This is a genomic window from Bradyrhizobium sp., from assembly GCF_004799405.1.
Lineage (GTDB): Bacteria > Pseudomonadota > Alphaproteobacteria > Rhizobiales > Xanthobacteraceae > Bradyrhizobium.
The window spans coordinates 1-26216 of sequence record NZ_SSMW01000078.1 but is presented as its reverse complement, the minus strand read 5'-3'; the positions used below and the strand labels follow the sequence as shown (position 1 = coordinate 26216).

Sequence of the window (26216 nt, the reverse complement as noted above, 5' to 3'; positions counted from 1 at the left end):
ACAATGATGAGGATTTTACTTGCGCTGGGCGCGATGTCGGTGGCGACCGCTGCTTTGGCCCAAAGCGCGCCCGCCCCGGCCGGCGACAAACCCCCGGCGCAGGCGACGCCGAAGGCCGCAGTTTCGAACTCCAAGTCGATTGCCGAAAGGCTTCAGGCGTGCCTCAAAATCGATGACGGGACGAAACCCCGGCTGGATTGCTTCGACGCCGTCCTTCCTCCGCAACCCAAGTCAAATCCTGCCACTGCAAAAAACCCAAAAAAGGTGATGGATTGCCGCTTCCTCAAGGAGGAAGACGAGCGGCTGGCCTGCTTCAACGGATTCACGGAACAAATTCCAAAATTTACGCACTAGGTTGAGGCGGTATCGACAGGACCACGCTCAATGTGACCTGATTCACATTCACCGCGCGCGGGCTGAACTATCAATCCCCGAACTAACCCAATCACCGGGATCCAGATTTGGAGATTGCAAATGGCAGCCATCGCAAAAATGCTTACGCACATGCTTCCCGCCAATCGGGCGGAGGTCGAAACGCTTAAAACGATTGCCATGCTTTGCGGGTCGGCGCTGTTCGTATCCCTGTTGCTGATAATCTATGGCCTCGATTTGAGCCTCGGACTTTTCTGACGGCCGACGCCTCCGCTTGCGGTCCGGCGCGCGCTGATTTCAGATCGTCGGCAGCACCGAAAATCGCTCGCCGGTCCGCCGCAGATTCAGCGCATCGGAATTGGCCGGTTCCTCCGCAAGCGTTTCGACGCGCGCGTAGGCCGGGCCGCGCCGGCACAACATAACCATGTCGGATACGACCTCCTCCGGTCCCGCAAACAACGCTTCCACGCTGCCGTCCCGGCGGTTGCGCACCCATCCATCGAGCCCGCGCGCCATCGCCTGATGCACGATCCAGGCGCGGTAGCCGACGCCCTGCACCCGGCCACGGACCGTGACCTGACGGATCGTGCCGCTCATCTATTTCTTGAGTCCGAGAAATTCGGTGCTGCGCGCTTTCACGTCGGCCTCGCGCGTGACCCGGCCGGTCAGTTCGGATGAGGCAAGGCCTTTCAGGTTCTTCGGCGCCTGCCCATCGCGCAGCGCCTTCAGCGTTTCGTAAACCGCCTGGGTTGCCGCGGCGAACGGCGCGTGACCCTGCAACGCGATCCGAACCCGCTGGCTTACCAGATAATCCCGCTCGATCATGTCCTCGGGGAAGCCGCCGAGCACGATCGGCAGCGTCGTCGCCGCCGCAATCGCTTGCAGTTCGCCGCGGGTCTTAAGCCCGACAAGGAACAGCCCATCGACTCCAGCGGCTTCGTAAGCCTTGAGGCGGGCGACCGCATCGTCGAGGCCGGTGATCGCCGCAGCGCTGGTGCGCCCCAGGATGACCAGCGACGGGTCGCTACGCCCATCGAGGGCGGCTTTCATCTTGCCGACGCCCTCCTCCAGCGAGATCAGTTGGGTCTTAGCCTGCCCGAAAGCTTGCGGCAGCAAGGTATCCTCGATGGTGAGACCGGCAGCGCCGGCGGCCTCCAGTTCCTGCACGGTGCGGCGGACATTGAGCGCGTTGCCATAACCGTGGTCGGCATCGACCAGCACAGGCAACGAGGCCGCTCGCGACATCCGGCGCATCTGTTCGGCGAGTTCGGTCAGCGTGATCAGCGCGACATCGGGATCGCCGAGCACCGCCAGCGACGCCACCGACCCGCCGAACATGCCGACCTCGAAACCGAGATCCTCGGCAATGCGGATCGAGGTGGCGTCATAGACCGATCCCGGACGAATGCAAGCCGAGCCCGACAGGATCGAACGCAACACGCCGCGGCGTTTTCGGAAGGCCATTTTGAAAGTCCTTAGAGTTTGTCTTCATTGCGACGTGCGAAGCGACCAACAATCCATCTTGTCTTTTTCTTTGCACCACCGCTATGGATTGCTTCGCGGAGTTTATCATCGGGCGCGCATTCGCGCGACCCGTTGGCTCAGCAACGACGATTTGTTTGAACTATGCGAATTCGAGAATCAGCGCATCGACCGCCAGCGTCGCGCCGGCGGCTGCGTGAATTTTCTTCACGGTGCCGTCGCGTTCGGCGCGCAACACGTTCTGCATCTTCATCGCCTCAACCACGGCCAGCGTTTCGCCGGCCTTGACCTCCTGGCCTTCGGTCACCGCGATCGACACCACGAGCCCGGGCATCGGGCACAACAGCTTCTTGCCGGTATCGGCCTTGGTCCCGACCGGCATCAGCCGCGCCGCCGCCGCCTCGGTCTCGGTGAAGACATTGACCGCGACTTCATATCCCTGGTGCGCAAGGCGGATGCCGTTGGCGACGGGGCGCACCTGCATCGCCAGCGGATGGCTGTCGATGGTGCCCTGCCAGACCGCTTCACCCGGCGTCCACGGTGAAACCAGATGATGAGAGTGGCCCAATATGCCGTCGGCGGCGACAAAGCGCACCGCGATGCCTTCGGTTTCGCGGGCAACCTCAAGCGCGATCTCGTTGCGCTCGAGCCATACCGCGCGGCGGCGTTTGCGTTGCACCAGCCGGCCGTTCATCTGCCCGGAAATCTGCCGCTTGCGTTCGCCGAGCACGTGATCGACGGCGGCTGCGACCGCGGCCAGCCGGCGCGCGATTTCGCCTTCGGGCATGCGAACCGCAAACCCTTTCGGAAACTCCTCGGCGATGAAGCCGGTGGAAAGATTGCCCTCGCGCCAGCGCGGATGATTCATCAGCGCCGACAGGAACGGAATGTTGTGGCGGATGCCGTCGATATAGAATGAATCGAGCGCGGCCGACTGCGCCTCGATAGCGGCCGCGCGCGACGGCGCGTGGGTCACGAGCTTGGCAATCATCGGATCGTAGTAGATCGAGATTTCACCGCCTTCCTGCACGCCGGTGTCGTTGCGCACGGTAATGCCATCGACGGTGCTTTCGGCGGGCGGGCGATATTTCACCAGCCGCCCGATCGAAGGCAGGAAATTGCGGAACGGATCTTCGGCATAGACCCGCGACTCCACCGCCCATCCCGTCAACGTGATGTCCTTCTGCGCCAGCGCCAGCTTCTCGCCGGCCGCCACCCGGATCATCTGCTCGACCAGGTCGATGCCGGTAATCAACTCGGTCACGGGATGTTCGACCTGCAGCCGCGTATTCATCTCCAGGAAGAAAAAGCTCTTGTCCTGGCCGGCGACGAACTCGACCGTGCCGGCGGAATCGTAGTTCACGGCTTTGGCGAGGGCCACCGCCTGTTCGCCCATCTTGCGGCGGGTGGTCTCGTCGAGCAGCGGCGACGGCGCTTCCTCGATCACTTTCTGGTTGCGGCGCTGGATCGAGCATTCGCGCTCGCCGAGATGGATCACATTACCGTGCTTGTCGCCGAGCACCTGGATTTCGATGTGGCGGGGTTCGACGATGAATTTCTCGATGAACACGCGATCGTCGCCGAACGACGATTTCGCTTCCGCCTTGGCGAGATTAAATCCTTCGGCGACTTCGGAGGTCGAATGCGCGATCCGCATCCCCTTGCCGCCGCCGCCGGCGGAGGCCTTGATCATCACGGGATAACCGATCTCGTCGGCGATCTTCACCGCATGTTTCTCGTCCTTGATCACGCCGAGATGGCCCGGCACGGTCGAGACTTTTGCCTTGGCGGCGGCTTTCTTGGATTCGATCTTGTCGCCCATCGCGGCGATCGCGCCCGGATTGGGCCCGATGAAGACGATGCCGGCCTTGTCCAGCGCGCGCGGAAAGGCCTCGCGCTCGGACAGGAAGCCGTAGCCGGGATGCACGGCTTCGGCACCCGTCTTGCGGCAGGCTTCGACGATCTTGTCGATGACCAGATAGCTTTCGGCGGCGGCCGGCGGCCCGATCAGAACGGCATCGTCAGCCATTTCGACGTGGAGCGCGTCGCGGTCGGCCTCCGAATACACCGCAACCGTCTCTATCCCCATGCGGCGGGCGGTCTTGGTGATCCGGCAGGCGATCTCGCCGCGATTGGCGATCAGAATTCGTTTGAACATGGACTGGCTTGCTGCAACCTTTGGGCGGGGTTCCAGCCCAAGGGACCGGGACCGCAATCTGGCACGCGGGGGCGGACGTAACAATTCCGTCGTACAGCAAAACCCGGCCGAGGCAACGCCTGATATGCGGAAAACAGGCCTCGCAGGGGAGATATTCGTGCGCCGCAAAAACGGCGACCGAGACGGAGCGTCATGAACACCCGGCTGCCGGCATGTGCTAGGAAATCTCGAGTCACGAAACAGGTTTGACGTGAAGCAAATGCAGAAACGGCCTTCATTCCTTGCGCTGCGTTGTTTTTTTCTGGTGTTGACGGTCCTTCCGGCGAGCCATGCCTGGGCCGCCGATGCAGCGATCGTCAGGGATGGCGGCACCATTCAGCTCGGCGATGTGACGTACCGCCTCGATGGGATCGATGCGCCGGAAATCGACCAGATCTGTATCGACGATCACGCCGACGCCTGGGCCTGCGGCGTCGAAGCTCGCGATCGGTTGTCTGGCTTGATCGGCGGCCGCGCCGTGCGCTGCAAGGATCTGGGTATAGGCACCACCTACAGGAAGCGGCATATCGGTATTTGCACCGTCGAGGGCGAAACCGACAGCTTGAACCAACTCGCGGTTCGCGCGGGCTTTGCCTTGAATTTCGAGCCCTACGCCCAAGGGCGATTCAAGCAGGACGAGGCCGCGGCTAGGGACGACCGCCGCGGGCTCTGGAAGGGCTGCTTTGTCGCCCCCCAGGAATTTCGCTGGGGAAAAAAGGACGGCACGCTGTTTGGCGGTTCCTGCCGGGCCGACAAGGACCGCGAAATCCGCGCCGTGCTGTTTCCGGAGGATCCCGCGATGCCGCCAAGCTGCAGCATCAAGGGCAAATTCGCCCTGCGCGCCCGCGTAACCGGGAAGGTCGGCGTCTATCACCTGCAGGGCTGCCGCAGTTATCCCGCCTTGACCAACCCGGATCGCTGGTTCTGTACCGAGGATGATGCCCAGGCCGAGGGATTTCGCCGGGCCTATAACTGCCGGGGCGCTCAGAAGCCGCTGTAACAATTCCGTCGTACAGCAAAACTAAACAGGGGTAACGGCGAGAGCCGAAATTCGCCCCTCATGGGAGTTTCCTAATGTATCGCTCAATCGTCCTGCTGTCCGCCGGGTTAACGCTGCTATCCGCGGACATCGCGTTGGCGCAGAACGCGACCCCGCGCAACCTGATCCTGTTCGTGCCGGACGGATTGCGCGGGCGGATCGTGACCCCACAAACCGCGCCGGCGATGGCTGACGTCCGCGACAAGGGCGTCAATTTTGGCAACTCGCACGCGTTATTCCCGACCTTCACCACGGCCAATGCCTCGGCGATGGCGACCGGCCATTACCTCGGCGACACCGGCGATTTTTCCAACACGATCTTTACCGGCTATGCCGTCGCGCCGGCCAGCGGCACCGTCACGCCGTTCCTCGAATCCGATCCGGTGATCATCGATGCCGACGAGCACTTCGGCGGCGACTATCTCAACGAGGAAACCGTGCTGAAAATGGCGCGCGCCCAGGGCTACAGCACGGCCGCCCTGGGCAAGCTCGGCCCGACCCTGATTTTCGACCACACCGACAAAACCGGCGGCGACGGCCTGCATTCGATCGTGATCGACGATTCCACCGGCGGCAAGGGCGGAATGCCGCTCTCGCAGGAGATGCAGGCGGAGTTGACCAAGGCCGGTCTTCCGCTCGCCACGCCATCCCGCGGCGACAACGGCAAGGCCGGCGACGCCAAGACACCGGGCACCACGGTGCCGAATACCGCCCAGCAGGCCTGGTTTGCCGATGTCGCCACCAAGGTGGTACTGCCGATGTTCAAGGCCCGCAACAAGCCGTTCGTGCTGGTATTCTGGTCGCGCGATCCCGACGGCAGCCAGCACAACAGCGGCGACAGCCTCAACACCCTCACCCCCGGCATCAATGGCCCCACCTCGCTCGCCGGCATCAAGAATGCCGATGACAATCTGGCGCAGTTGCGCAAGGCGCTCGACGATCTCGGCCTTGCCGCCTCCACCAACATCATCATCTCGTCCGACCACGGTTTCTCGACGATTTCAAAGGAGAGCAAGACCAGTCCTTCGGTGAACGGGACCTACGACGATACCCCCAAGGGTTTTCTGCCGATGGGTTTTCTCGCCATCGACCTTGCCAAGGCGCTTGACCTGCCGCTGTTCGATCCGAACGACAAGAACGCTCCCGTTGCCGACAATATCCGCCCCAAGGCCGGCAACGGCCTGCTCGGCAAAGATCCCGCAAAACCCGATCTCGTGGTTGCCACCAATGGCGGCTCGGACCTGATCTATCTGCCCAACAAGGACAAGAAGCTCGCCGCGCGCACAGTCAAGGCGCTGCTGGAGCAGGACTATATCAGCGGAATTTTCGTCAATGACGATCTCGGCAGATTCGCCGGCACGCTGCCGACCTCGCAACTCGGCCTCAGGGGCAGCGCAGTGACGCCGGCTCCTTCCATCGTCGTCAATTTCCGCTCCTACACGACCGGCTGCGACGAGCCGACCAACTGCTCGGTCGAAATCGCCGACACCGTGCTGCGGCAGGGCCAGGGCATGCACGGCAGCTTCGGGCGCGGCGACACCATGAACTTCACCGCCGCGATCGGTCCGGATTTTAAGACCGGTTACGTCGATGGGTTGCCGGTCAGCAACGCCGATGTCGGAGCTACCGCGGCAAAGCTGCTCGGCCTCACGCCGAAGCCGAAGGGCAACCTGATCGGCCGGGTGATGACCGAAGCAATGCCCAATGGCGCGACGCCGAAAGTATTTTACGGCTTGGTCAAGTCGGAGCCGTCAGCCAACGGCCTGCGCACCGTGCTGAACTTCCAGCGCGTGCTGACGCAGCGCTATTTCGATGCGGCAGGATTTGCGGGGCGAACGGTCGGGCTGGATGCCGACGGCGGCAAACAAAAAACGGCGGGGAAATAATCCCGCCGTCGCGATACCAGCTATCTCGGACCGAATTCACATCCCGATGTCGAACACGTTCGGCAGTTGGGTCAGCGGCAGCGTGGCGGCGCCGACGATGGTGGCGACCAGCGCCATCAGGGTACGGTTGCCGCGGCGCTTGCCGCGCATTTGGCTGGCGATCCATTCCAGCACTTCGGTGTCGACGCCAACAGCCCTTGTGGGCGCCCAGCTCTCGATCGCGGTTTCCGGCGACAGCGCCACGGTGCGCGGCGGCACCGGCAGCCCGGACGCGGACGCCGCATGGTGCACGACGGCCTTGGCCAGGAGGTCGTCGAAGATGCCGTCGTCGCTGCGCTCGGCGGCGGCATCGTTGATCTCGAACAACGCCTCGGCTTCGGCCCGGCTGACCGGCTGATGCGCAACGGCGGTCGCGGTCAGGATGCGTGCGCACCAGGCGGCGTCAGCGGCATCCAGCACGCGGGAAAAATGAATGCGGCCCCTTGTGGTCGGGCCTTCGCCGGTGATCACGCCATCGCGGACCATGGTCAGGGCTTCGGCGGCGGTGTCCCGGCAGGAGATCCGGGTTTCGATGGCAGCGAGCGGTTCGACTAACTTGGCGACAGAGGCGGACATTGGTACTCTTTTCATTTTCTTGATTTCTGACGCAGCATTTCCATGCGGGCGTAAACGAGTGGTTAACGATTCGAAACTTCGGCGGTGTCTCTTCCTGATGGTTGCTGATTGGTCGCTCTGACCCCGCGTCACGGTTCGGGGACTTCGCAGCCGGGGCCGGCGTCGATGGGACGTGCAAGCGGCAAAATTGGGGCAATCGGGTTATAGTGGCCGCTGTGGTTTTTCGGACGCAGAGACACGGATCAAAAGAAGATGCTAGGAGTTCCCTGCCCCGGAGAAGGATTTATCCTTTTGGCGGCGGCCGTTCACTTAGGCGGCTTCACACCCTATACTGAAAATGACGAATTCCCTTGCAACTTGAATGACATGAGGTCGTAACATGGCTCTCCCAATTGGCGCAGTGGCCCCGGATTTCGAGGCTGAAACCACCGACGGCAAGATCAAATTCCACGACTGGATCGGCAATAGCTGGACACTATTGTTCTCGCATCCGAAGGATTTCACTCCGGTCTGCACCACCGAACTCGGCGCGATCGCAAAACTGAAGCCGGAGTTCGACAAGCGCGGCGTCAAGTTGATCGGGCTCAGCGTCGATCCCGTCGACAGGCATGCCAAATGGTCCGAGGACATCAAGGAGACCCAGGGCGCGGCGCCGAATTTTCCGATGATCGGCGATACCGACCTCAAGGTCTCGAAGCTCTACGACATGCTGCCTGCCGCCACCTCGGGCGATGCCAACAACCGCACCGCCGCCGACAACGCCACCGTGCGCAACGTCTTCGTCATCGGGCCGGACAAGAAGATAAAGCTGGTGCTGGTCTATCCCATGACGACCGGACGCAATTTCCAGGAAATCCTGCGCGTGATCGATTCACTGCAGATGACCGCAAAGCACCGCGTCGCCACGCCGGCCGACTGGAAACAGGGCGAGGACGTGATTATCGCGGGCTCGGTCACCGATGACGAAGCCAAGACCATCTATCCGGCGGGCTGGAAGTCGCCCAAACCCTACATCCGGATCGTGCCACAGCCAAAATAGCCGCATCTCCTGGAGAATCGTTGACGAAAATCGTCATGCCCGGAAAGAGGCGCGAAGCGTGTCTTCGCGCCGGATGTCCCGGGCGTGACGACGCTTGGCCTCAAACCTTCGGCGCGATCCAATTGGCGATCGATAGCCCCAGCGTCGACGATATTGCCGTCACCAATGTCCCCCAGCACACATCGACCGCAACCACCGGCCAAGTCCAGTGCCTGAGCAGCGACAATGACGTGAGTTCGAAGGTCGCGTAGCAGAAAAAGCCGAACAACGCGCCGTATGGCAGTGTCGATGACCAGGTCGCAGCGGTCGCGCCGCTGACGAAAATCAGGATGCCGACGACGTACAGCAGATAGAACAGGATCGCAGGCGCCGGTCTGATTTCACCCAGCATGTCGCCAACCTGCGAGCTGAAAAAGCCCTTGGCGAGGATACCCAGAAACAGAAAATCGACGGGGACAAGAACGATCAGCGTCGCCAGATAAAGAACGATGTATCGCTTCACTTGGCTCCCCCGGCTTTCCGTCCGCGTAACGTGTCGAACTGTAATACGGATGAGGTCCGGTAAAGTTGCGGCGTGAACCTGACGCATCTCTTTAACACGTTGGCGAATTCCGCTATCGTTGTTACTACGATAAACTCTGGGGGCAAATATGGACGACGAGAAGCCTGTTGTAGAGCCGGCGGCCGAGGCGATGAGCAGCCCTGCCGAAGCACCGAAAGAAGCCGCCAAGCCCGCGGTCAGAAAGGCCAGGAAGGCCGCCAAGAAGAAGGTGACGGCGAAGAAGAAAGCCAAGGCTTCGAAAAAGGCCTCGAAAAAGTCTTCGGCGAAGAAATCGGCCAGGAAGGCCAAAAAGGCGGCTCCGAAGAAAGCCGCCAGGAAGAAAAAGAAGAAGACGAAGAAATCCAGGCGCTGAGCGCTGGCTCACGAGAGCCTCCGGGTAAAGGCCCGGAGGCTTTTTGTTTTGGACGCGTCAGAGCCGGCCGCGCCGGTTGACCAGAAATACTGCGGCGGCACAGGCCACCATGCCTGCGATCGCCACCGTGTCGAGCCGCTCGCCGAACAGGACATAGGCCATGATCGCCGTCACCGCCGGCACGAGGTAGAACAGGCTCGCCACCGATGTCGCTGCGGAGCGCCGCCGGATCAGCCAGTACAACAGCCCGATCGACCCGATCGACAGCACCACCGCGAGCCATGCCAGCGCCAGCACGAACTCGCCGGTCCAATGCACCGCATTGTCCTCGAACAGCCACGCGCCGGTCGCGAAGAAAGCCGTGACCGCGATATATTGCACAAGATTTCCGGCACGCCAGTCGATCTGGCCGCAATAGCGTTTCTGGTACAGCGTGCCCAAGGTGATGCTGACCAGCGACACGCCCGAGGCCAGCCAGCCCCAACCCGCTTCCCCGCTCATGGGGCGATTGTGCAGGATCAGCACCACCCCTGCGAGCCCGAGCAACAGCCCGGTCCACTGCAGCGGCGTGACGCGTTCGCCGAGCCAGCGGTTCGCCAGCGTCGAGGTCAGAATCGGCTGCAGGCCGGGAATCAGCGCCGAGAGTCCGGCCGGGATCGAATGCGCGATCGCGATCGCCGTCCCTCCCAGGTAAAAGCCATGCACCAGAATGCCCGCAACTGCGCTGTGGGCAATACCGATACGATCCGGCCATCGCGGCCGCCCGATCGCGACGATAACAGCCATCAATCCCACCACCACCGTCATGCGGATGGCGAGATAGGTCAGCGGATCGGCGTCATACAGCACGTATTTGGTGGCAATAAAGCCGGTGCTCCAGAGCACGACAAAGATCGCCGGCGCCGCGCGCGCGGCAAAATCCTCGAAGTCCCTGTTCATTGCGGCTTTGATTGCCTGAACATATGCTATCCGGCAATCGTGAAACGCGCAGGGGTCCTGCCCGGTATCACATAACGAAACCAAACCCGCGAATGAGGAATTGCCATGGACGTCCGCGCCGCCGTTGCCACCGCCGCCGGCAAGCCGCTGGAGATTACGACCGTCCAGCTCGAGGGACCGCGCGAGGGTGAGGTGCTGGTCGAAATCAAGGCGACCGGCGTCTGCCACACCGATGAATTCACGCTGTCCGGAGCCGACCCCGAAGGATTATTCCCGGCGATTCTCGGCCACGAGGGTGCCGGCGTGGTGGTCGATATCGGCCGCGGCGTGGGCAGCGTCAAGCAAGGCGACCACGTCATTCCGCTCTATACGCCGGAATGCCGGCAATGCCCGTCCTGCCTGTCGCGCAAGACCAACCTCTGCACCGCGATCCGCGCCACCCAGGGCCAGGGCTTGATGCCCGACGGCACCTCGCGGTTCTCGATGGGGGGCAAACCGATTCACCACTACATGGGCACCTCGACCTTCGCCAATTACACCGTGCTGCCGGAAATCGCGGTGGCCAAAATTCGCGAGGACGCGCCGTTCGACAAGGTCTGCTACATCGGATGCGGCGTCACCACCGGCATCGGCGCGGTCATCAATACCGCGAAGGTCGAGCAAGGCGCCAAAGCCATCGTGTTCGGCCTCGGCGGCATCGGGCTCAACGTGCTGCAGGGCCTGCGGCTGGCCGGCGCCGACATGATCATCGGCGTCGACATCAACAACGACCGCAAGGCCTGGGGCGAACGCTTCGGCATGACCCATTTCATCAACCCGAAAGACCTCGGCAAGGATCTCGTCCCTCACCTCGTCAACATGACCAAGGCGGGCGCCGATCAGATCGGCGGCGCTGACTACACCTTCGACTGCACCGGCAACGTCACGGCGATGCGGCAGGCGCTGGAAGCCTGCCATCGCGGCTGGGGCCAGTCGATCGTGATCGGGGTCGCCCCCTCCGGCGCTGAAATTTCGACACGGCCGTTCCAGCTGGTGACGGGCCGGGTGTGGAAGGGTACCGCGTTCGGCGGCGCGCGCGGCCGCACCGACGTTCCCAGGATCGTGGACTGGTACATGCAGGGCAAAATCGAGATCGATCCGATGATCACGCATGTGATGCCGCTCGCCGAGATCAACAACGCGTTCGAGCTGATGAAGCGCGGCGAGTCCATTCGCGGCGTTGTGACGTTTTAGGGGGCATATGCAGCTGCAATTCCAGACCGTCGATGTCTTCACCGGCACGCAATTTGCGGGCAATCCGCTCGCCGTCGTCCTGAACGCCGAAGGGCTCTCGGTCGGGCAGATGCAGGCCATCGCCGCCGAATTCAATCTGGCGGAGACGACCTTTGTCCGGCCCCCGCAGGACGCCACACATACGGCCGAGGTGTGGATCTTCACGCCGCGCAGCGAGATGCCGTTTGCCGGCCATCCCAATGTCGGCACCGCTTTCGTGCTGGCCCGCGCGGGCGTCTGTTACGGCCGGGTCATCAATGGGGACAGCGTCGTGTTCGAGGAAAAGGCCGGGCTGGTCCCGATCGAGATCCTGAGAGACGGCACAACCGTGGTGGGCGCGAGGCTGGCTTCCCCGCAGCCGCTCTCGGTCGGCGCGGAGGTTCCAGCCGAGCTGATTGCATCGGCTTGCGGCGTTCCACTCGCCGATATCGCGAATGCCGGTCATCGTCCATGCATCGCTTCCTGCGGCGCGCCGTTCATTCTGGCCGAATTAAAGAGCCGCGCCGCGCTCGCCGCGGCCAGTCCGAACGGCGATGTGTTTCGGCTCGAAGTCAGCAAGCATCCGGCCGTCAGCATCATGCTCTACACGCAGGTCGATGAGGGTGACATCGACATCCGGGCGCGGATGTTTGCGCCTCATTTGAACATCCCGGAGGATCCGGCAACCGGCAGCGCCAACGTGGCTCTCATCGGATTGCTGGCCAAGCTGCGCCCGGAAGCAAATCTTTTGCTGACCAAGACGATCGCCCAAGGGGTGGAGATGGGTCGTCCGAGCATCCTGCGGGCGGAGGCCGAAAAGAAAGATGGCACCGTCACCGCGACCTTCATCGGCGGCCGCTGCGTACCGGTAATGTCGGGAACAATCGAACTGGCTTGAGAAGATCAGAACGCTTCCGGACAGGGATCGACGATCTTCCAGAGTTCCTCACCGTTCTTGATCTTCTTCATCTCGGTGGTAAGGCCGCCATTGCGGCGGATCCAGTCCTTCACCGTGTCCGGATAATAGGACATCAGCTCGGAAGTTCCTTCCGAACTCGTGACCTTGATCCCGAAGGTGAAAGCCTTGTCGTAGTAGGCCTGGTGGAAGCCGAGACTGGCGCGCGGCGTGACGCAGACCTTGTTCAGCGGCACGATGCCGAACACCAAGGTGCAGGCCGAATTGCAGATGCCATCGATGATGACGCGCTCGTGGCGGTCGCGGATGCGCTCATACCTCGCCTTGTATTCTTCGACATAGCCGCCGTGGTCGCTGGTGATCCGCAGATCGGCGCGCGCGGGCGCAGCGACCAAAAGCGAGAGCAACGGCAGGGCGAAGGGCGTGATGCGCATGGGTCGGGTCGGGAGCCAGAAGTAGCCGGTCGGGAAGCGGAAAATGGTCCCTAGCGGAACCAGACGGCGCAACTCTGGCCGGACTGTGTTGGAATTTCGTTAAGCAGTCCGATCGGGGGTGAAATACCGGTCCAGCAGCGGAATTTTCGCGGAATTTCGGGCGTTTCCCCCGGAATATTGATTCCCCGCATGAACTGAATGCCGCACCGCCGCGACGAAAAACATGACTGCACGGTTGGGACGACGGCAGCGCGTGTTGGCAAGGAACATCCGAACACCTGGTACGTTTCGGTTTACGTCCCGCGTGAGGACACCAGGGAACATTATTCTCGCCGTTCACAAACCTTCACCAGCGAAGATGACGCCAAACAATTTGCAACGGCCAGGCTTGCGGAGGGCCTCGACGTCAGTGCGGGTACGCTAAATCCCGTCAGGCCAAAACGAACCATAGGGCCGTCGCAGATCGAGGAAGGCTTCAGGAAAAACCATCGCCCCCACAGCCGCAGATCGGCCGGCCTGAAGCAAAAGGCTTGGTGTTGCGTCCAGCACGCTAAATCGGGCAAAGACCGCGATCGCGCCGCTTGGATATGGCGTCGACATGGCGTCCACTTCATTCCAAATAACTTTACGCAAGTGAAGTGACCAATTCCCTGAACAGGAGGTTTGGACGTTCCCTCCAAGGGTCATGGAACTGCGCTGGCAAGTCTGATATTCACGGCGTTCGAAACTGCGCTCGTAGCTCAGCTGGATAGAGCATCGGACTTCGAATCCGAGGGTCGGGAGTTCGAATCTCTCCGAGCGCGCCAGTTACCAGGTATCATTCGCCAAGAAGCCAAAACGCGGCTGCTGCGCGACCCGAACCATCGGGACGCCGAGCCGGCTTGTTGCCGTTTTACGTTTCTGCTGCGGCTTCAGTTCCGGCTTTTTTGGATAGGCCGGCACAAATTGCGCAAATACGTCCCGTACGCGCGCGCCCGCCGAAATGTCGGCCACAATCGCCGGCGCCGAGACATTGGCCTCGATCTGAGCGGGTGACGCGGGAACAGTCGCAGGCACGGCCGCGGGAACGCTGGTATCGAACACGACCCGCTCCGGCCATTTCCGGTCGGAGTGTATCCGCACCGTAGTCAGATCAACCGCCGTATCGGGCCCATCCGCCACCGGCGGCTTCGGCAGCGCCGCATCCAAAATGAAGAGCAGCGCGAGCAACGCTCCACCGACAAAAAAGAAATACCGCATCATAGGCATCGGCGTCGCTCCGCCGCGCGGCGTGCGCGGGTCACTCGCCTAACCGGTCATGGTGCGATTGGTTCCGCGCGCAGCGGCGCCCAATCTAACAACAAAGTTACCGCTTCCTTGGCGTATAAGGGCAATTCGTCGCTAGATGCGGGTCGCCGCAACCAGCGCGCATTTGGCCTGGTTGGCGTTGACATTGACGTAACCGACGTGCATGCGCGCAAAGGTTCTACGGCTTTTCATGTTGACGATGTCATGGATCATCCGCGTGCGGTCGGTCAGGTGACTTCCGTCCCTGCGGGTGAATACGCAGGAAATCTCGATATCCCTTACCGCATAGTCATTGCCATTGCGCAGCGTGAACGTCACCAGGGCATTCGATCCCAGCCCTCCCCGGCGCCAGGACTGCGATGAAATCTTGAGACCATCGATCGCCGCCGTCCCGTCGGGTGCGATCGCAGGATCGCCAAACAAGGGCCCTTCCCGCGCGGCGTCGGTAGCGGGCGTGGCGGGATTCAGCGCCGGTGGTTCCGTGGTCGCCGTCGACAGCCGCACCGGTTGGCTTTGGGCCGGGTTACCGGGATAGCCGGACCACAGCCACACACCTAGACAGCCCAGTAGAACAACCGGGCCGATCAATCCCGGCTTGAGGCGTTTGATCGCCGCTAGTCTGCTCAAGTCGAAGCGGTAAGGTGCAATGTCCATCGTCATGCCATCCGACAACGGCGAACGAAATACCTGCTGCGCCGCACATAAAAAGCCGCGCGGGCGTTACACCGCACGGCTCCCAATACGACTGCCGATTCACGCGGTTCCGCCGCTAGTCAGTAATACATGAAACTGGAAATGGTTGCATCCGGACGCAACAAAAAAAACACGTGCCAGGCGGCCTCCGCTCTTGGGGCGCGGGGTGGCCAAGGCAGAAGGTGACCGCTAAACTCGGGTGGGCGGCGGCTCGCGCGCCCCGGGCCGGCGCATAACCTCGCGGCGGACGACGCATAAGAACCAAAAGGGAGAGACCAGCGATGCCGATCGTCACTTGGGACCATGTCCATTTGCGTAGCCCCGATCCGGAGGCGATGGCCGCCTGGCTGGAGAATATTCTGGGCGGGCTCATCGTTCGCGGCCCCGGGCGGATCGACGTCAAGCTTGGCGGCGCCAATGTGTTCATCGCGCCAGTCACGGCAGGCGATGGCGTCAATACGCCGCCGGTGACGCCCTATCAGGGCCTCGATCATTTCGGGCTGACGGTGAAGGACATCGATGCGGTTGCGGCCGAGATCAAGGCCAAGGGCGTCGAATTCACCAAGGAGCCGACCACCATCCGGCCGGGGGTCCGCATCTGCTTCATCCGCGGACCGCAGGGCATCTCGGTCGAGCTTCTGGAGCGCGACAAGAAATACGCCTAAACCGCCGCGCCACCGTCTTCTTTTGTTATCTTGCATTTTCCGGATTCCCGGAAAGTTTGCGTAAAGGCGTCATGACGCGGTCAACCTGCCGCGTTGACGTTGCGTATCCCGCTTTGGCATAACGGCGTAACTGGACCGCCGTGACGGAGGTCGTAACCGGCGCATCATGAAGAACGGTCTGTATTCGATCCATGTCAGCCTGCAGGATGGCCGGTCCGGCAAAGGCAGTGGCGTGATCATGTTCCGGGACGGCAAAATCCTCGGCGGCGATGCCTACCTGTTTTACACCGGCAGCTATACGGCGAAGGACGGCACCTTCAAGGGCGAGGTTCTGGTCCAGCGTCACACCAGCAGTCCCGACGCCAACCCGCTGTTCGGCGGCCCGAGTCCGGTCGGTATCGGCGTCACCGGCACCTATACCGATACCGCGGCGGTCATGAACGGGACGGCCCTGGTGGGCAAAGCCAGCCAGATCTTCGCGGCTACCTTGCGCAAGCTGGCCGAGGTCGACTAGTCCGCTCCGCCGCGCCCAAGGACCCCGCAACCTCATTATTCCGCCGCCTGCTCCAAGGGTGCGACCCGGGGGAGGATAATCTGGATCCGGGTGCCTTCACCGGGCTCGGAATCCAGATCGAGCCGGCCGCCGAGACGGTTGGTCACGATGCTGTAGACGATATGAAGTCCAAGTCCGGTGCCGCCCTGATCACGACGCGTCGTGAAGAACGGATCGAACGCACGACGCCGGACGTCTAGGCTCATGCCGCAACCATTGTCGGAAAAGATGATCTCGACATTGTCCTTGCCGGACTCTCTCACCTTGATATCGATCGCCCCCGGCTTGCCGTCGGGAAAGGCGTGCGCCATGGAATTGAGGAACAGATTGGTGAGCACCTGTCCGTAGGGGCCGGGATAGGAATTCATCACGAGATTCGGCTGGCAGTCGACGGTGAGCGTCAGATTGTGCTTTCGCAATCCCGGCCGCAGGCTCATCACGACCTGCTCGGTGAGATCGCCGAGGTCGAAGCTGCGCTGGTCGGAATAATTGCGGTCGGCGGCGACCTGCTTGAACGACTGGATCAGTTCGGCCGCACGGTTGAGATTGGCTACCAATTGCGACGACGCGTCGCGGCTGGTCTCCAGGAATTCATTGAGCGAGGAACGCCTGACATCGCCGCGCGCGACTTCGGCGGCGAAGTTGGCGCTTTTGCGCTCCAGCGATGAAGCAACCGTCAGGCTGATGCCGACGGGATTGTTGACCTCGTGGGCGACACCCGCCACCAACCGCCCAAGTGCCGCGAGCTTTTCGGCCTCGATCAGCGACTTCTGGGTCTCCCGCAAATTGCGCAGCGCCGCTTCCGCGTCATCCTTGGCCTTTCGCATCTCCAGTTCGCCGCGCTTGCGCTCGCCGATGTCGAGCGCGACGGTGACGATGCTTTCGATGTGGCCTTCCGGATCAAGCAGCGGAAGCTTGTTCACCAGCCATTGCCGCATGTTGCCCGCCGAATCGATGTATTCCTCTTCGTAAAATCCCAGGCCCTTGCCCGCTTCCAGCACACGCTTGTCGTTCTCGTCGGTCTTTTGCGCGCCGTAACGCGACATCAGGTCGGTGGTCGTGCGGCCGATGGCGGCCGCGGGCTCGATACCGAAGATGCCGGCCATGTAGCGGTTCATCAGGGTATAGCGGAGGTTTTTGTCCTTGACGTTGATGACGGCGGGCACCGTGTCGATCACCTGCTGCAGCATTCGTCGGCCTTCGGCGATGGCATCCTCGGCGCGCTTCTGATCGGTGATATCGCGCACGGTGCCTTCATAGCGGATGACCTCACCGGCCTCGTCGCGCACCACCGTGGCGCTGTCGGAGAGCCAGAGAGTGGTGCCGCCGCGCTGACGCGCCTGATATTCGAACTCGCGGACCATGCCGTCGCGCTGCATCAGCGACTGGTATTCGGCGCGCGCCGCCGGATGGACGTAGATCTGGTGGGTGACGTCGTTGACGCCGCGGATCAACGCTTCCGGCGTCTCATATCCCATCATCCGTGCCAGCGCCGGATTCGCATTCAGAAGCGCGCCAGCCGGGGTCGTCACGTAGATTCCGTCGACGGAACCTTCGAACAGCTTGCGGTAGCTTTCTTCGGCCAGCCGTTGCTCGGCCAGCGCGTGAACCGCCGCTTCGCGCGCGGTATCGGCGTCGACCAGCGTCCGGCGAAACACTTCGGCGGCGCGCGCGATATCGCCGATCTCGTTATTGATATCGGTATCCGGGATCGAGGCGCTCTTCTCGCCCGCGGCCAGCGCGCGAATGGAGTTGGCGATCGACGCCAGCGGACGCACGGTCCGGCGCACCACAAACAGCGCCGCGACAAGTCCGATCATTACTCCCGCTATGCCAAGGATAATGCTTTGCCACTTGTCGTCGGCGAGCGTCCTGGCAAAATCGCTGGCCAGCACCCGGCCCTGCCGCGCGCTGACTTCGCGCAGCAGTTCGGTCACCTGTCCGATCAATCGGCCTTCGGTACCGAGCACGTCCTTGTCGATTTCGGCGATCTCGCCGTCCGTGCCCGCGATCAAGATAATTGCGCCGGCATAGGCATCGACCACCGAGCGAAGCGCCGGATCCTCGATCGATTGCGTCCGCATGCGCTGGGCGGCCTGTTCGGCAGCCGCCGGATCGTGCGCGAGCAACGCCTGGGCGATCTCGTTTTGCGCGCGGAAAAGATTTCCGGCGCTGGCGCGGTCGGGTACTTCGGTGATCGCGGCTTCAAACCGCTCACGCAACGGCGCCAGTTCCGTTTCCAGTTTGGAGCGGCGCGCAAACAGCGCGGTCACGCGTTCGATACCGTCGCGGTAGCTCTGCAGCCGCGCGGTGACGCCGTCGATCATGTCGCGCTGTTCGGGCGCAAGTTCCAGCCGGGTCTTCTTCAACAGCGCGCTTAGCGCCGCCGCCGCCTCTCCGACCTGGTCGGACTGGGCGCCCGGATTGGTCACGAAATTGCGGGCGGCGAGCCGCAATTCGTTCATGCGGCGGTCGACCTCCTCGGCGAGGTCGCCGACATCCTGCAGCCGCTGCAACTCGGCGAAGGTTGCATCGATGTGCCTGATGGCGATGACGCTGGCCATGCTGGTCGCGGTGATAACCGCCAGCACCAGCAGGAAGCCGCCAAAGGTCAATTGGCCGATCGAAAGCGAAAACGACCGTATCCGTTGGATAAGGGCGGCAAGAGGCATGGTCGAAACCGACTCCGGGCAGTCCGCCTATATACGCTGGAATCCGTCCGTTGGGGAACCTGCCCGGCCTGCGGATCCAAACCGGTTCCGGCTCAGTCCGCCGTGATCCCGGCGTCCTTGACGACCTTCGCCCATAGTGCGACGTCGGCCTTGATGATGTCGGCGAATTGCCCGGGCGACGCGGCTTTCGGCTCACATCCGGCAATGTCGAGTTTATGCTGCACTTCCGATGTCGCAAGCGCCGCCTCCAGCGCCTTGCTGATGCGCTCGACGATCGGCTGCGGCGTCCCCGCCGGCACCACGATGCCGAACCACGGCGTCACCTGCGCCTCGGCATAGCCCTGCTCGGCCATGGTCGGCACGTCAGGGAAATATTTCGAGCGGCCGTCGTTGATGGCGCCGATGATCCTGATGGCGCCGGTTTGCACCTGCGCCAGCGCCTGGTTGGCCGACAGGAAGGTCGAGGTGAGCCGCCCTGTGGCGATATCCGACACCATCTGCGGATAGCCGCGATAGCCGATATCGGGGACATCGATTCCGGCCAGCCGCTTGAACAGTTCGAAGCCGAGATGCCCGGTCGATCCCTTGCCCGGATGGCCGTAATTCAGCACGCCCGGCTTTTCCTTGGCCAGGGCGACATATTCGGCGACGTTCTTTACCGGCAGGCTGGCGGGCACGATGAAGAAATTCGGCGCCCGGCAGATCTGCCCGATCGGGATAAAATCGCGCACCGGGTCCCAGCGCAACTTGACGAACAGCGAGGGACTCGCGGTAAAGAACGTCGTCACCATCAGCCAGGTGTATCCGTCCGGCGCAGCGCGAGCGGCTTCCTCGGCAGCGATCGAGCCGTTGGCGCCGGATTTGGATTCGAGGATGATCGAGGCATTCCACTGCTCGGCCATGTTCTGGGTGACGATGCGTCCAAACACATCGACCACACTGCCGGGCGCATAGGGAACGAGCACGCGCACCGGGCGATTGGGAAAATTCTCCTGGGCATATCCGGTGCCTGCAGCGGCAAGGGCGGTCAGCCACACCCCCACGATTACGCCGATGCGCCATGTCTTCATGGTGTGTCCTGCCCCGATCGTTTCTGCGGCGTCTTGGAGACGTTGCAAATTTATCGGCAGAATGCCGACAATCCCGATCGCGAGCAAGACGGCAACGTCGTCCTCAAATCGGTCGCCTGGCGCCGAAAAATCGCGTTACACCGCGCCGACCTCGAACAGTTCGCCGTCATAACCGGCCTCAAGGGGGATACGAAGCTGGCGACCGCCGTTTAGCCGGGTCATGACCGGCATCACGGTCACGATCGGCTTGCCCCTGCTGTCGTCGAGCGCGGCCTTCACGCTTGGCTGCTTGCCGAGCCTGATCAGGTTGCGGGTGGTCGGAAACGGCAGCTTGAACCGCCCGCTCTCGCCGCCCGCCAGCGCATCGCGTGGTGACAGCCAGATCGAATCGGTGGATTCCTTGCCATCATGGCGGCCGGCCTGTTCCGGAGGCGCTGCAGCCAGGAAGAACCAGGTATCGAACCGCTTCGGCATGCCTTCCGGCGTGATCCAGTGGGCGTAAGGGACCAGCAGATCGAGCGCCAGCAGCATCCCGTTGTCGGCGAGTATCTTCAGAAAGGTCGTCTGGCCCTCGCACAGCGAGGCGCGATTGGCGGCTTCGATCTCGGCTGCCCGCTTCGCGTCGACCAGGGTTTTCGATTCCCTGGGCCGCGCCAGCAGGATTCCGCTTTCCTCGAAGGTTTCGCGGATCGCGGCGATCCGGAAACTTAAAGCGCTGGCATCGAGCCCCTCGCCGCCGGAATAAAGCTCCGATCGGCCGATGATCTCCTGATCGCCCTTGTCGACGCTCCCGCCCGGAAACACCAGCGCGCCGGAGTTAAAGTCGATCTCATAATGGCGCACCATCATGAAGACCTCGATCTCGCTTGTTGTCGCCGCATTATCGCGCAGCAACAGGATGGTCGACGCAGGACGCGGCGCGACGGCTTCGGGCATCAGATCATTCCGCGGCACTGGATTGCGGTTGCAGGTTGGCGCGCTTGTCGACCCTGGCGACCCGCGAGAGCAGATATTCGACCTCGGCCTTGGCCGCCGCCGTCATGGTCGAACCCGGCTTGCGCTGTGCGGATGAGGCGATCACGCCGCGCTTCTGCAGCACGTATTTGCGCACCGCCAGTCCGGCGCCGGGCTGTTGCTCATAGCGGATCAGCGGCAGATGCGCGTCGAACAGGTCGTGCGCGGCGTCGCGCTTGCCGGCCTTCGATAGCCTGACGACATCGATCAGCAATTCCGGGAAAGCATAGCCGGTCATCGCACCATCGGCACCGCGTTCCATCTCGAAATCGAGAAACAGCCCGCCGTTTCCGGTCAGAATCGACAGCGGTCGCAACGAGCCGTCCTTTTGAAAGCCGCGAAGTGCGGAGATCTTTTCCAGTCCCGGCCAATCCTCGTGCTTGAGCATCACGCAGGACGGGTTGTCCATCACGATTTTCCGGATCACCGCCGGGGTGAACACCACCGACAAGGTCAGCGGATAATCCTGCAGCACCCAGGGAATGTCGTCGCCGATGGCTTCGGCGGCCTGCTTGAAATAACCGATGATCTGATCGTCGGTGCACAGATGCGGCGGCGGCGCGATCATCACCCCGGCCGCACCGGCATCCATCGAGGCGCGCGCCAGCGAGCGCATCGCGGCAAATCCCGGCGCCGAGACGCCGACGATGATCTGCATACTTTTCGCACGCTTGGTGAAGCGTTTTGCCACCGCCTCGGCTTCCGAAGCTTCCAGCTTCGGCGCTTCGCCCAGAATGCCGAGCACGGTGACGCCTTCGCAGCCGACCTCGGCGTAGAAATCGGTCAGCCGGTCGATCGATTTGTCGTCGATGCGGCCGTCATCGTGAAACGGCGTTGGCGCGATCGCGAAGGTGCCTGCGGCCTTGTGGGTGAGTTTTGTCATAGCGCCTCTCATTTTCATTCGTCATTCCGGGGCGCGCAGCGTGAGCCCGGAATGACAACCATCCTAAAACCTTCTTGCGCCCATCTTGATTTCTTCCTCGGAGAAGAAAATCTCCTTGGCATGTGCGACGATATCCTGCGCCTTCCAGCCCTGATGCGGCGGCTTCCAGCCCGGCTTTTCCATCATCCGCATCTCGCGCACGCCACGCGGGCCGGAGACGCCCAGAACCTTGCCGGTCTGATCGCCCGACAATTCGCTGACCATATATAGCACGGCAGGCGCAATGCCGTCCGGGCCCAAAGCGGCGCCGGGATTCTCGATATAGCGCGGCAGATCGGCGGTCATGCGGGTCAACGCACCCGGAGCCAGCGTCCAGACCCGGATGTTGTATTTACGGCCCTCGATCGCCAGCACGTTCGACAACCCCCAGATGCCGCCCTTGGCGGCGCCGTAATTGGTCTGGCCGAAATTGCCGATCAGGCCCGAGGTCGACGAGGTATTGACGATGACACCACCGCCGTTCTCCCGCATCCATCGGAACACCGGCTGGCTGACGCAGAAGGTGCCCTTCAGATGCACCTTCAACACCTTGTCCCAAGCGGCCTCGGTCGCCTTGGCAAAAGTCTGGTCGAGCAGGATGCCGGCGTTGTTGACCAGGATGTCGACACGACCGAAATGCCTGATGGCGTCGTCGAATACCGACTGGCCGCCGGCCATGGTCGAAATGTCGGCGCCGTTGGCGACCGCGCGACCGCCCTCCGCCTTGATCGCGTCGACTACCTTCTGCGCCATCGATTTGTCGCCGCCGCTGCCGTCACGGGGCCCGCCGAGATCGTTGACCACGACCGCAGCACCCTCGCGCGCGAACAGTTTGGCATAGGCCTCACCTAGGCCGCCGCCCGCGCCGGTAATCAGCGCCACCTTGCCGTCGAGTAGTCCCATGACGTCTTCTCCCTTTCAATGACGGCAGCTATCCCAACACCGTCTTGCCGCTCCTGATCACGGCGACGTTGCGCGCCTTCACTTTCGCCTCGAATGAAATCACATTGCCGTCCCTCCACAGATCCATCGTCACGGTCTCGCCGGGATAGACCGGCGAGGAAAACCGCGCGACGTGCTGTCTGAAGGCATGGGGATCATAGTCGGCGTAGGTTTGCAGGATGCCGCGGCAGGTAATGCCGTAGGTGCACATGCCGTGAAGGATCGGCCTGGGAAAGCCGGCGCGCTTGGCGAATTCGGGATCGCTGTGCAGCGGATTGCGGTCGCCGCAGAGCCGGTACACCAGGGCCTGATCCGGACGCGTGGAAATATCGATGGATTTGTCCGGCGCACGGGCCGGCACCTTGTGCGGTTCGGGCTGGCCTTCGGAAGTCCCGCCAAAACCGCCATCGCCACGCGCGAAACGGGAGGCGACCAAGGTCGCGAGCGGCTCGCCCTTGTCATCCCTGAGCACGGTCTTGTGCCGGATCACCGCGCCCTTGTCCTTGCCCTTGTCGAACACGTCGAGCACAGTGGAATCGGCGGTGATGTGGGCAGCGCTTGCCAGTGGTTTGTGGAACGTGATGTCGCGCTCGCCATCGACCACCATGACGCGATTGAGGTTCATTTCGCCGGGGCCGGCGCCCCATGCCGCAACGGAAGCAAAGGTCGGCACCACCTTCAACGCGCGCGGCGTAGCCGCGGCTTCATTGACGAACGCGAGCTCCTTCTCGTCCATCGGATCGGCGCCGAGCCCGATGCCATAGGCGTACAGCATCACCTCGCGGTCGCTATAGGCGTATTTCTGGCCAAGATTTTTCAGCGCCATCAGCTCGTCGTACTTGATCGGCATTGGGGTCTTCTCCCGAACTTCTCTTTTTGGCGCCAGTCGCATCGCCCTCCCCCCTTGTGGGAGAGGACATCATCGGCGCCGATCACAACCTCATTCCGGTGAGGGGTTGGTGCAGCGGACAATTTGCCCGCGGATAGAAACCCCTCATCCGGCAGCCTTCGGCTGCCACCTTCTCCCACAAGGGGAGAAGGTAGAGCTACACCGGCGTAAAGAACGGCAGCGGCGCGCCGTCGGTGGTCTTGAACACGACTTTGACCTTCTGGCCGATCTTCAAGCTGCTCATGTCGCAGTCGACGAAATTGGTCAGCAGCGAAGGCCCCTCCTTCAGCGTGACGTAGCCGATCGCATACGGTCCGCTGGCGGATTTGCGCATCAGGCTGAAGGTATAGATCTCGCCCTCGCCGGAGCTTTCTTCCCACACCGTCTTGTCGGAGAAGCAAAATGGACAGATCGAACGCGGAAAATAATGCGGCTCGCCGCAGGCGGTGCAGCGTTTGATCATGAGCTTGCCCTCGACGGTGGCATCCCAGAACGCTTTGGTTTCAGGGTTGCCCTGCGGGGCCGGATATTTCACGGTCGAATCCATCATACGCGCTCCAGGATGCAGGTCGAGGCGGCGTGGCGAACACCAAGCAGACCGCCGGTGCCATGCGCCAGCGCCAGATCGCAGTTCGGCACCTGCACTTTGGGATGCGCTTCGCCGCGCAACTGCCTGACTGCTTCGATGATCTTGGTCATGCCGCCACGATTGACCGGGTGATTGTTGCAGAGCCCGCCGCCGTCGGTATTGAACGGCAGCTTGCCGACGCCGGAAATCAGGTTGCCGTCGGCGACGAACTTGCCGCCCTCGCCCTTCTTGCAAAAGCCCAGGTCCTCGAGCTGCATCAGTACCGTGATGGTGAAGCTGTCGTAGATCGAGGCGTACTTGATATCTTTTGGCGTCACGCCGGCCATGGCGAAGGCCGCGGGCCCCGACCATACGCCGGCGGAATAGGTCAGGTTGAGATCCTTGCCGCCGCGCGGTCCCTTGAGCGCCTCGCCGGCGCCGATCATTCGAACCAGCGGCTTCTTCAGGCTGCGCGCCATCGCCTCCGTGGTGACGATCAGCGCGCCGCCGCCGTCGGTGACGACGCAGCAATCCATCCGGTGCAGCGGATCGGAAATCATCGGCGAGTTGAGCACATCCTCGACGGTGACGACATCGCGCAGCATCGCATGCTCGTTGTATTGCGCATGATGGGAGGCGGCGACCTTGATCCAGGCCAGTTGCTCGCTGGTGGTGCCGAATTCATGCATGTGGCGCATGGCGCACATGCCGTAGATATTGTGCGTGGTGGCGCCATAGGCGGCTTCGAAATCGGCCTCGGCGCCCTGCGCCCGCGGCGGCATCGCGCCGGTGCGCGGCTTGCCCGCCAGGGTGATCAGCGCAACCGAACAGCGGCCGGCAGCGATGGCCTCCGCGGCATGGCCGAGATGGACCAGATAGGAGCAGCCGCCGGTATCGGTGGAATCGAAATGGCGCACTTTCAGGCCGAGATAATCGGCCATCGCCATCACCCCGCCGGGGGCGTCGCCGGCACAGAAATAGCCGTCGACATCGGCCTTGGTCAGGCCGGCATCTTCCAAGACGCCCCTGGCGACTTCGGCGTGCAATTGCGCAGTGGACTTATCGGGTGCATGCCGGGCCGGATGCTCGTAAATCCCGGCCAGATAGGCGTTGCCCTTGATACTCAATACGGCTCTCCGCTGGTGTTTCTTCCCGGCGGTTTTTGTGGCCTGTCAGGCAGGCCTTGGCAAGGACCGAAATATTCCGTGGGGCGAGACGGTCCGATCCAGCCACCGCCGTCATCCTGAGGCTCGCCGTTTTCGGCGAGCCTCGAAGGATGGATGCGATAGAGGTGCCGGCGGCCCATCCTTCGAGGCGCGCAACAGGGCGCACCTCAGGATGACGGTGGGAGCGCCGCCTACTCCGCCGCGATCTGGCGCGGCGCCGGCGGGGGATTGGTGAGATCGGCGGCCAGTTGCGCGTATCGCGCCTTGGCATCCCTGACCGACTTTTCCTTTACCGGCCCGTAGCCCCTGATGCGATCCGGCAACGACAACAGCTCGACCGAAGTTTCCAGCGTCAGCGGCGACAACAGGCCGAGCACGGTGGCGACGTCCTTCTCGTATCCGACGATCAGGTCGCGTTCGAGCTTACGATCGGCGCTGTGACCGAAGATGTCGAAGGCGGTTCCGCGCAGCACCCGCATCTTCGCCAGCAAACGGAATACCGGCATCATCCAGGCGCCAAAGGCGCGCTTGCGTGGCCGTCCCAGCGCATCGGTGCCGCCACCGAGCATCGGCGGGGCAAGGTTGAAGCTGATCTTGAAGTCGCCATCGAACTGGTCGCGAAGCTGCTTTTCGAACCTGCCGTCGGTATAGAGCCGCGCCACTTCGTATTCGTCCTTGTAGGTGAGCAACT

At 62.5% G+C, this 26216-nt stretch carries 28 protein-coding genes and 1 tRNA gene; 11 read left to right on the top strand and 18 right to left on the bottom strand.

Going from position 1 to position 26216, the window contains the following annotated elements; translation table 11 throughout:
* Positions 1–6: 6 nt before the first annotated feature.
* Both E7813_RS12000 and E7813_RS11995 read left to right on the top strand, forming a co-directional pair.
* A complete protein-coding gene (locus E7813_RS12000) occupies positions 7–354 on the top strand; it encodes a hypothetical protein (protein WP_291574177.1) in 348 nt (115 codons plus the stop codon).
* Between the two features lie 120 nt (positions 355–474).
* The gene (locus E7813_RS11995; RefSeq protein ID WP_291574106.1) at positions 475–630 is read left to right on the top strand and encodes a hypothetical protein; all 156 of its coding nucleotides are present in this window, start codon (positions 475–477) and stop codon (positions 628–630) included.
* Positions 631–669: 39 nt separating this feature from the next.
* Here the strand turns inward: E7813_RS11995 and E7813_RS11990 are convergent, their stop codons facing one another.
* From E7813_RS11990 to E7813_RS11980, 3 genes are all read right to left on the bottom strand, one after another.
* Positions 670–969, bottom strand: a complete 300-nt coding sequence (locus tag E7813_RS11990; RefSeq protein WP_291574103.1) for an acylphosphatase — start codon at positions 967–969, stop codon at positions 670–672.
* Entirely contained in the window at positions 970–1836 is an 867-nt protein-coding gene (locus E7813_RS11985; protein ID WP_291574102.1) for an isocitrate lyase/PEP mutase family protein, read from the bottom strand.
* A 160-nt stretch (positions 1837–1996) separates the two neighbouring features.
* On the bottom strand, positions 1997–4012 hold the full coding sequence (locus E7813_RS11980) for an acetyl/propionyl/methylcrotonyl-CoA carboxylase subunit alpha (RefSeq protein ID WP_291574100.1): 2016 nt from the start codon (positions 4010–4012) through the stop codon (positions 1997–1999).
* A gap of 259 nt (positions 4013–4271) precedes the next feature.
* On the opposite strand from E7813_RS11980, the gene E7813_RS11975 reads away from it, so the two are divergent.
* Both E7813_RS11975 and E7813_RS11970 read left to right on the top strand, forming a co-directional pair.
* The gene (locus E7813_RS11975) at positions 4272–5051 is read left to right on the top strand and encodes a thermonuclease family protein (RefSeq protein WP_291574098.1); all 780 of its coding nucleotides are present in this window, start codon (positions 4272–4274) and stop codon (positions 5049–5051) included.
* 74 nt (positions 5052–5125) lie between these two features.
* Positions 5126–6976 carry an alkaline phosphatase family protein gene (locus E7813_RS11970; RefSeq protein ID WP_291574095.1) on the top strand — a complete coding sequence of 617 codons (1851 nt, stop codon included), beginning with the start codon at positions 5126–5128 and terminating at the stop codon, positions 6974–6976.
* A 36-nt stretch (positions 6977–7012) separates the two neighbouring features.
* On the opposite strand, the gene E7813_RS11965 is transcribed toward E7813_RS11970, so the two are convergent.
* Positions 7013–7591, bottom strand: coding sequence for a hypothetical protein (locus E7813_RS11965; RefSeq protein WP_291574093.1), 579 nt, complete (start codon positions 7589–7591; stop codon positions 7013–7015).
* A 379-nt stretch (positions 7592–7970) separates the two neighbouring features.
* On the opposite strand from E7813_RS11965, the gene E7813_RS11960 reads away from it, so the two are divergent.
* On the top strand, positions 7971–8630 hold the full coding sequence (locus tag E7813_RS11960; RefSeq protein ID WP_291574092.1) for a peroxiredoxin: 660 nt from the start codon (positions 7971–7973) through the stop codon (positions 8628–8630).
* A gap of 100 nt (positions 8631–8730) precedes the next feature.
* Here E7813_RS11960 and E7813_RS11955 read toward each other — a convergent pair whose 3' ends face one another.
* Positions 8731–9132 carry a DUF2177 family protein gene (locus E7813_RS11955; protein WP_291574175.1) on the bottom strand — a complete coding sequence of 134 codons (402 nt, stop codon included), beginning with the start codon at positions 9130–9132 and terminating at the stop codon, positions 8731–8733.
* 469 nt (positions 9133–9601) lie between these two features.
* Entirely contained in the window at positions 9602–10483 is an 882-nt protein-coding gene (locus tag E7813_RS11950) for a DMT family transporter (protein WP_291574090.1), read from the bottom strand.
* A 105-nt stretch (positions 10484–10588) separates the two neighbouring features.
* Between E7813_RS11950 and E7813_RS11945 the strand changes: the two genes are divergently transcribed.
* Complete coding sequence (locus E7813_RS11945; RefSeq protein ID WP_291574088.1) at positions 10589–11716, top strand: S-(hydroxymethyl)glutathione dehydrogenase/class III alcohol dehydrogenase; 1128 nt, start codon at positions 10589–10591, stop codon at positions 11714–11716.
* Between the two features lie 7 nt (positions 11717–11723).
* A complete protein-coding gene (locus E7813_RS11940; RefSeq protein ID WP_291574086.1) occupies positions 11724–12632 on the top strand; it encodes a PhzF family phenazine biosynthesis protein in 909 nt (302 codons plus the stop codon).
* Positions 12633–12637: 5 nt separating this feature from the next.
* Here the strand turns inward: E7813_RS11940 and E7813_RS11935 are convergent, their stop codons facing one another.
* Positions 12638–13084: a hypothetical protein gene (locus tag E7813_RS11935; protein WP_291574084.1), complete on the bottom strand. Its 447-nt coding sequence runs from the start codon at positions 13082–13084 to the stop codon at positions 12638–12640.
* Between the two features lie 198 nt (positions 13085–13282).
* Between E7813_RS11935 and E7813_RS11930 the strand changes: the two genes are divergently transcribed.
* Together E7813_RS11930 and E7813_RS11925 are read left to right on the top strand one after the other, a co-directional pair.
* Positions 13283–13726 (top strand): hypothetical protein, encoded by a 444-nt coding sequence (locus tag E7813_RS11930; RefSeq protein ID WP_291574082.1) that lies wholly within the window; start codon positions 13283–13285, stop codon positions 13724–13726.
* 87 nt (positions 13727–13813) lie between these two features.
* A tRNA-Arg gene (locus E7813_RS11925) sits at positions 13814–13890 on the top strand.
* A 1-nt stretch (position 13891) separates the two neighbouring features.
* Here E7813_RS11925 and E7813_RS11920 read toward each other — a convergent pair.
* Positions 13892–14293, bottom strand: coding sequence for a hypothetical protein (locus E7813_RS11920; protein ID WP_363331172.1), 402 nt, complete (start codon positions 14291–14293; stop codon positions 13892–13894).
* Between the two features lie 171 nt (positions 14294–14464).
* Positions 14465–15025, bottom strand: coding sequence for a hypothetical protein (locus tag E7813_RS11915; protein ID WP_291574079.1), 561 nt, complete (start codon positions 15023–15025; stop codon positions 14465–14467).
* 320 nt (positions 15026–15345) lie between these two features.
* On the opposite strand from E7813_RS11915, the gene E7813_RS11910 reads away from it, so the two are divergent.
* On the top strand, positions 15346–15729 hold the full coding sequence (locus E7813_RS11910; RefSeq protein WP_291574077.1) for a VOC family protein: 384 nt from the start codon (positions 15346–15348) through the stop codon (positions 15727–15729).
* A 166-nt stretch (positions 15730–15895) separates the two neighbouring features.
* The gene (locus E7813_RS11905; RefSeq protein ID WP_291574076.1) at positions 15896–16243 is read left to right on the top strand and encodes a GrlR family regulatory protein; all 348 of its coding nucleotides are present in this window, start codon (positions 15896–15898) and stop codon (positions 16241–16243) included.
* A gap of 35 nt (positions 16244–16278) precedes the next feature.
* Here the strand turns inward: E7813_RS11905 and E7813_RS11900 are convergent, their stop codons facing one another.
* The 9 genes from E7813_RS11900 to E7813_RS11860 form a co-directional block, all read right to left on the bottom strand.
* Positions 16279–18954, bottom strand: coding sequence for a PAS domain S-box protein (locus E7813_RS11900; protein ID WP_291574074.1), 2676 nt, complete (start codon positions 18952–18954; stop codon positions 16279–16281).
* 92 nt (positions 18955–19046) lie between these two features.
* On the bottom strand, positions 19047–20024 hold the full coding sequence (locus tag E7813_RS11895) for a tripartite tricarboxylate transporter substrate-binding protein (RefSeq protein ID WP_291574073.1): 978 nt from the start codon (positions 20022–20024) through the stop codon (positions 19047–19049).
* A 135-nt stretch (positions 20025–20159) separates the two neighbouring features.
* On the bottom strand, positions 20160–20960 hold the full coding sequence (locus tag E7813_RS11890) for an NUDIX hydrolase (RefSeq protein ID WP_291574071.1): 801 nt from the start codon (positions 20958–20960) through the stop codon (positions 20160–20162).
* Positions 20961–20964: 4 nt separating this feature from the next.
* The gene (locus E7813_RS11885) at positions 20965–21921 is read right to left on the bottom strand and encodes a dihydrodipicolinate synthase family protein (protein ID WP_291574069.1); all 957 of its coding nucleotides are present in this window, start codon (positions 21919–21921) and stop codon (positions 20965–20967) included.
* A 63-nt stretch (positions 21922–21984) separates the two neighbouring features.
* Entirely contained in the window at positions 21985–22863 is an 879-nt protein-coding gene (locus tag E7813_RS11880; protein ID WP_291574067.1) for an SDR family oxidoreductase, read from the bottom strand.
* A gap of 28 nt (positions 22864–22891) precedes the next feature.
* Complete coding sequence (locus tag E7813_RS11875) at positions 22892–23752, bottom strand: MaoC/PaaZ C-terminal domain-containing protein (RefSeq protein WP_291574065.1); 861 nt, start codon at positions 23750–23752, stop codon at positions 22892–22894.
* A gap of 196 nt (positions 23753–23948) precedes the next feature.
* Positions 23949–24338 (bottom strand): OB-fold domain-containing protein, encoded by a 390-nt coding sequence (locus E7813_RS11870; protein ID WP_291574173.1) that lies wholly within the window; start codon positions 24336–24338, stop codon positions 23949–23951.
* Positions 24338–25486: a thiolase domain-containing protein gene (locus E7813_RS11865; RefSeq protein ID WP_291574063.1), complete on the bottom strand. Its 1149-nt coding sequence runs from the start codon at positions 25484–25486 to the stop codon at positions 24338–24340. Before E7813_RS11865 ends, E7813_RS11870 begins: the two co-directional genes overlap by 1 nt.
* Positions 25487–25716: 230 nt before the next feature.
* On the bottom strand, positions 25717–26216 hold a 500-nt coding region (locus E7813_RS11860), incomplete at its 5' end, for a DUF6537 domain-containing protein (protein WP_363331171.1).

Coding starts and splice junctions, on each gene's coding strand:
- E7813_RS11970 (WP_291574095.1), top strand. CDS start 5,126: ATGTATCGCTCAATCGTCCTGCTGTCCGCCGGGTTAACGCTGCTATCC.
- E7813_RS11895 (WP_291574073.1), bottom strand. CDS start 20,024: ATGAAGACATGGCGCATCGGCGTAATCGTGGGGGTGTGGCTGACCGCC.
- E7813_RS11910 (WP_291574077.1), top strand. CDS start 15,346: ATGCCGATCGTCACTTGGGACCATGTCCATTTGCGTAGCCCCGATCCG.
- E7813_RS11975 (WP_291574098.1), top strand. CDS start 4,272: ATGCAGAAACGGCCTTCATTCCTTGCGCTGCGTTGTTTTTTTCTGGTG.
- E7813_RS11915 (WP_291574079.1), bottom strand. CDS start 15,025: ATGGACATTGCACCTTACCGCTTCGACTTGAGCAGACTAGCGGCGATC.
- E7813_RS11945 (WP_291574088.1), top strand. CDS start 10,589: ATGGACGTCCGCGCCGCCGTTGCCACCGCCGCCGGCAAGCCGCTGGAG.
- E7813_RS11990 (WP_291574103.1), bottom strand. CDS start 969: ATGAGCGGCACGATCCGTCAGGTCACGGTCCGTGGCCGGGTGCAGGGC.
- E7813_RS11960 (WP_291574092.1), top strand. CDS start 7,971: ATGGCTCTCCCAATTGGCGCAGTGGCCCCGGATTTCGAGGCTGAAACC.
- E7813_RS11900 (WP_291574074.1), bottom strand. CDS start 18,954: ATGCCTCTTGCCGCCCTTATCCAACGGATACGGTCGTTTTCGCTTTCG.
- E7813_RS11905 (WP_291574076.1), top strand. CDS start 15,896: ATGAAGAACGGTCTGTATTCGATCCATGTCAGCCTGCAGGATGGCCGG.
- E7813_RS11885 (WP_291574069.1), bottom strand. CDS start 21,921: ATGACAAAACTCACCCACAAGGCCGCAGGCACCTTCGCGATCGCGCCA.
- E7813_RS11940 (WP_291574086.1), top strand. CDS start 11,724: ATGCAGCTGCAATTCCAGACCGTCGATGTCTTCACCGGCACGCAATTT.
- E7813_RS11870 (WP_291574173.1), bottom strand. CDS start 24,338: ATGGATTCGACCGTGAAATATCCGGCCCCGCAGGGCAACCCTGAAACC.
- E7813_RS11965 (WP_291574093.1), bottom strand. CDS start 7,591: ATGTCCGCCTCTGTCGCCAAGTTAGTCGAACCGCTCGCTGCCATCGAA.
- E7813_RS11890 (WP_291574071.1), bottom strand. CDS start 20,960: ATGCCCGAAGCCGTCGCGCCGCGTCCTGCGTCGACCATCCTGTTGCTG.
- E7813_RS11995 (WP_291574106.1), top strand. CDS start 475: ATGGCAGCCATCGCAAAAATGCTTACGCACATGCTTCCCGCCAATCGG.
- E7813_RS11935 (WP_291574084.1), bottom strand. CDS start 13,084: ATGCGCATCACGCCCTTCGCCCTGCCGTTGCTCTCGCTTTTGGTCGCT.
- E7813_RS11950 (WP_291574090.1), bottom strand. CDS start 10,483: ATGAACAGGGACTTCGAGGATTTTGCCGCGCGCGCGGCGCCGGCGATC.
- E7813_RS11875 (WP_291574065.1), bottom strand. CDS start 23,752: ATGCCGATCAAGTACGACGAGCTGATGGCGCTGAAAAATCTTGGCCAG.
- E7813_RS11930 (WP_291574082.1), top strand. CDS start 13,283: ATGCCGCACCGCCGCGACGAAAAACATGACTGCACGGTTGGGACGACG.
- E7813_RS11980 (WP_291574100.1), bottom strand. CDS start 4,012: ATGTTCAAACGAATTCTGATCGCCAATCGCGGCGAGATCGCCTGCCGG.
- E7813_RS11880 (WP_291574067.1), bottom strand. CDS start 22,863: ATGGGACTACTCGACGGCAAGGTGGCGCTGATTACCGGCGCGGGCGGC.
- E7813_RS11985 (WP_291574102.1), bottom strand. CDS start 1,836: ATGGCCTTCCGAAAACGCCGCGGCGTGTTGCGTTCGATCCTGTCGGGC.
- E7813_RS12000 (WP_291574177.1), top strand. CDS start 7: ATGAGGATTTTACTTGCGCTGGGCGCGATGTCGGTGGCGACCGCTGCT.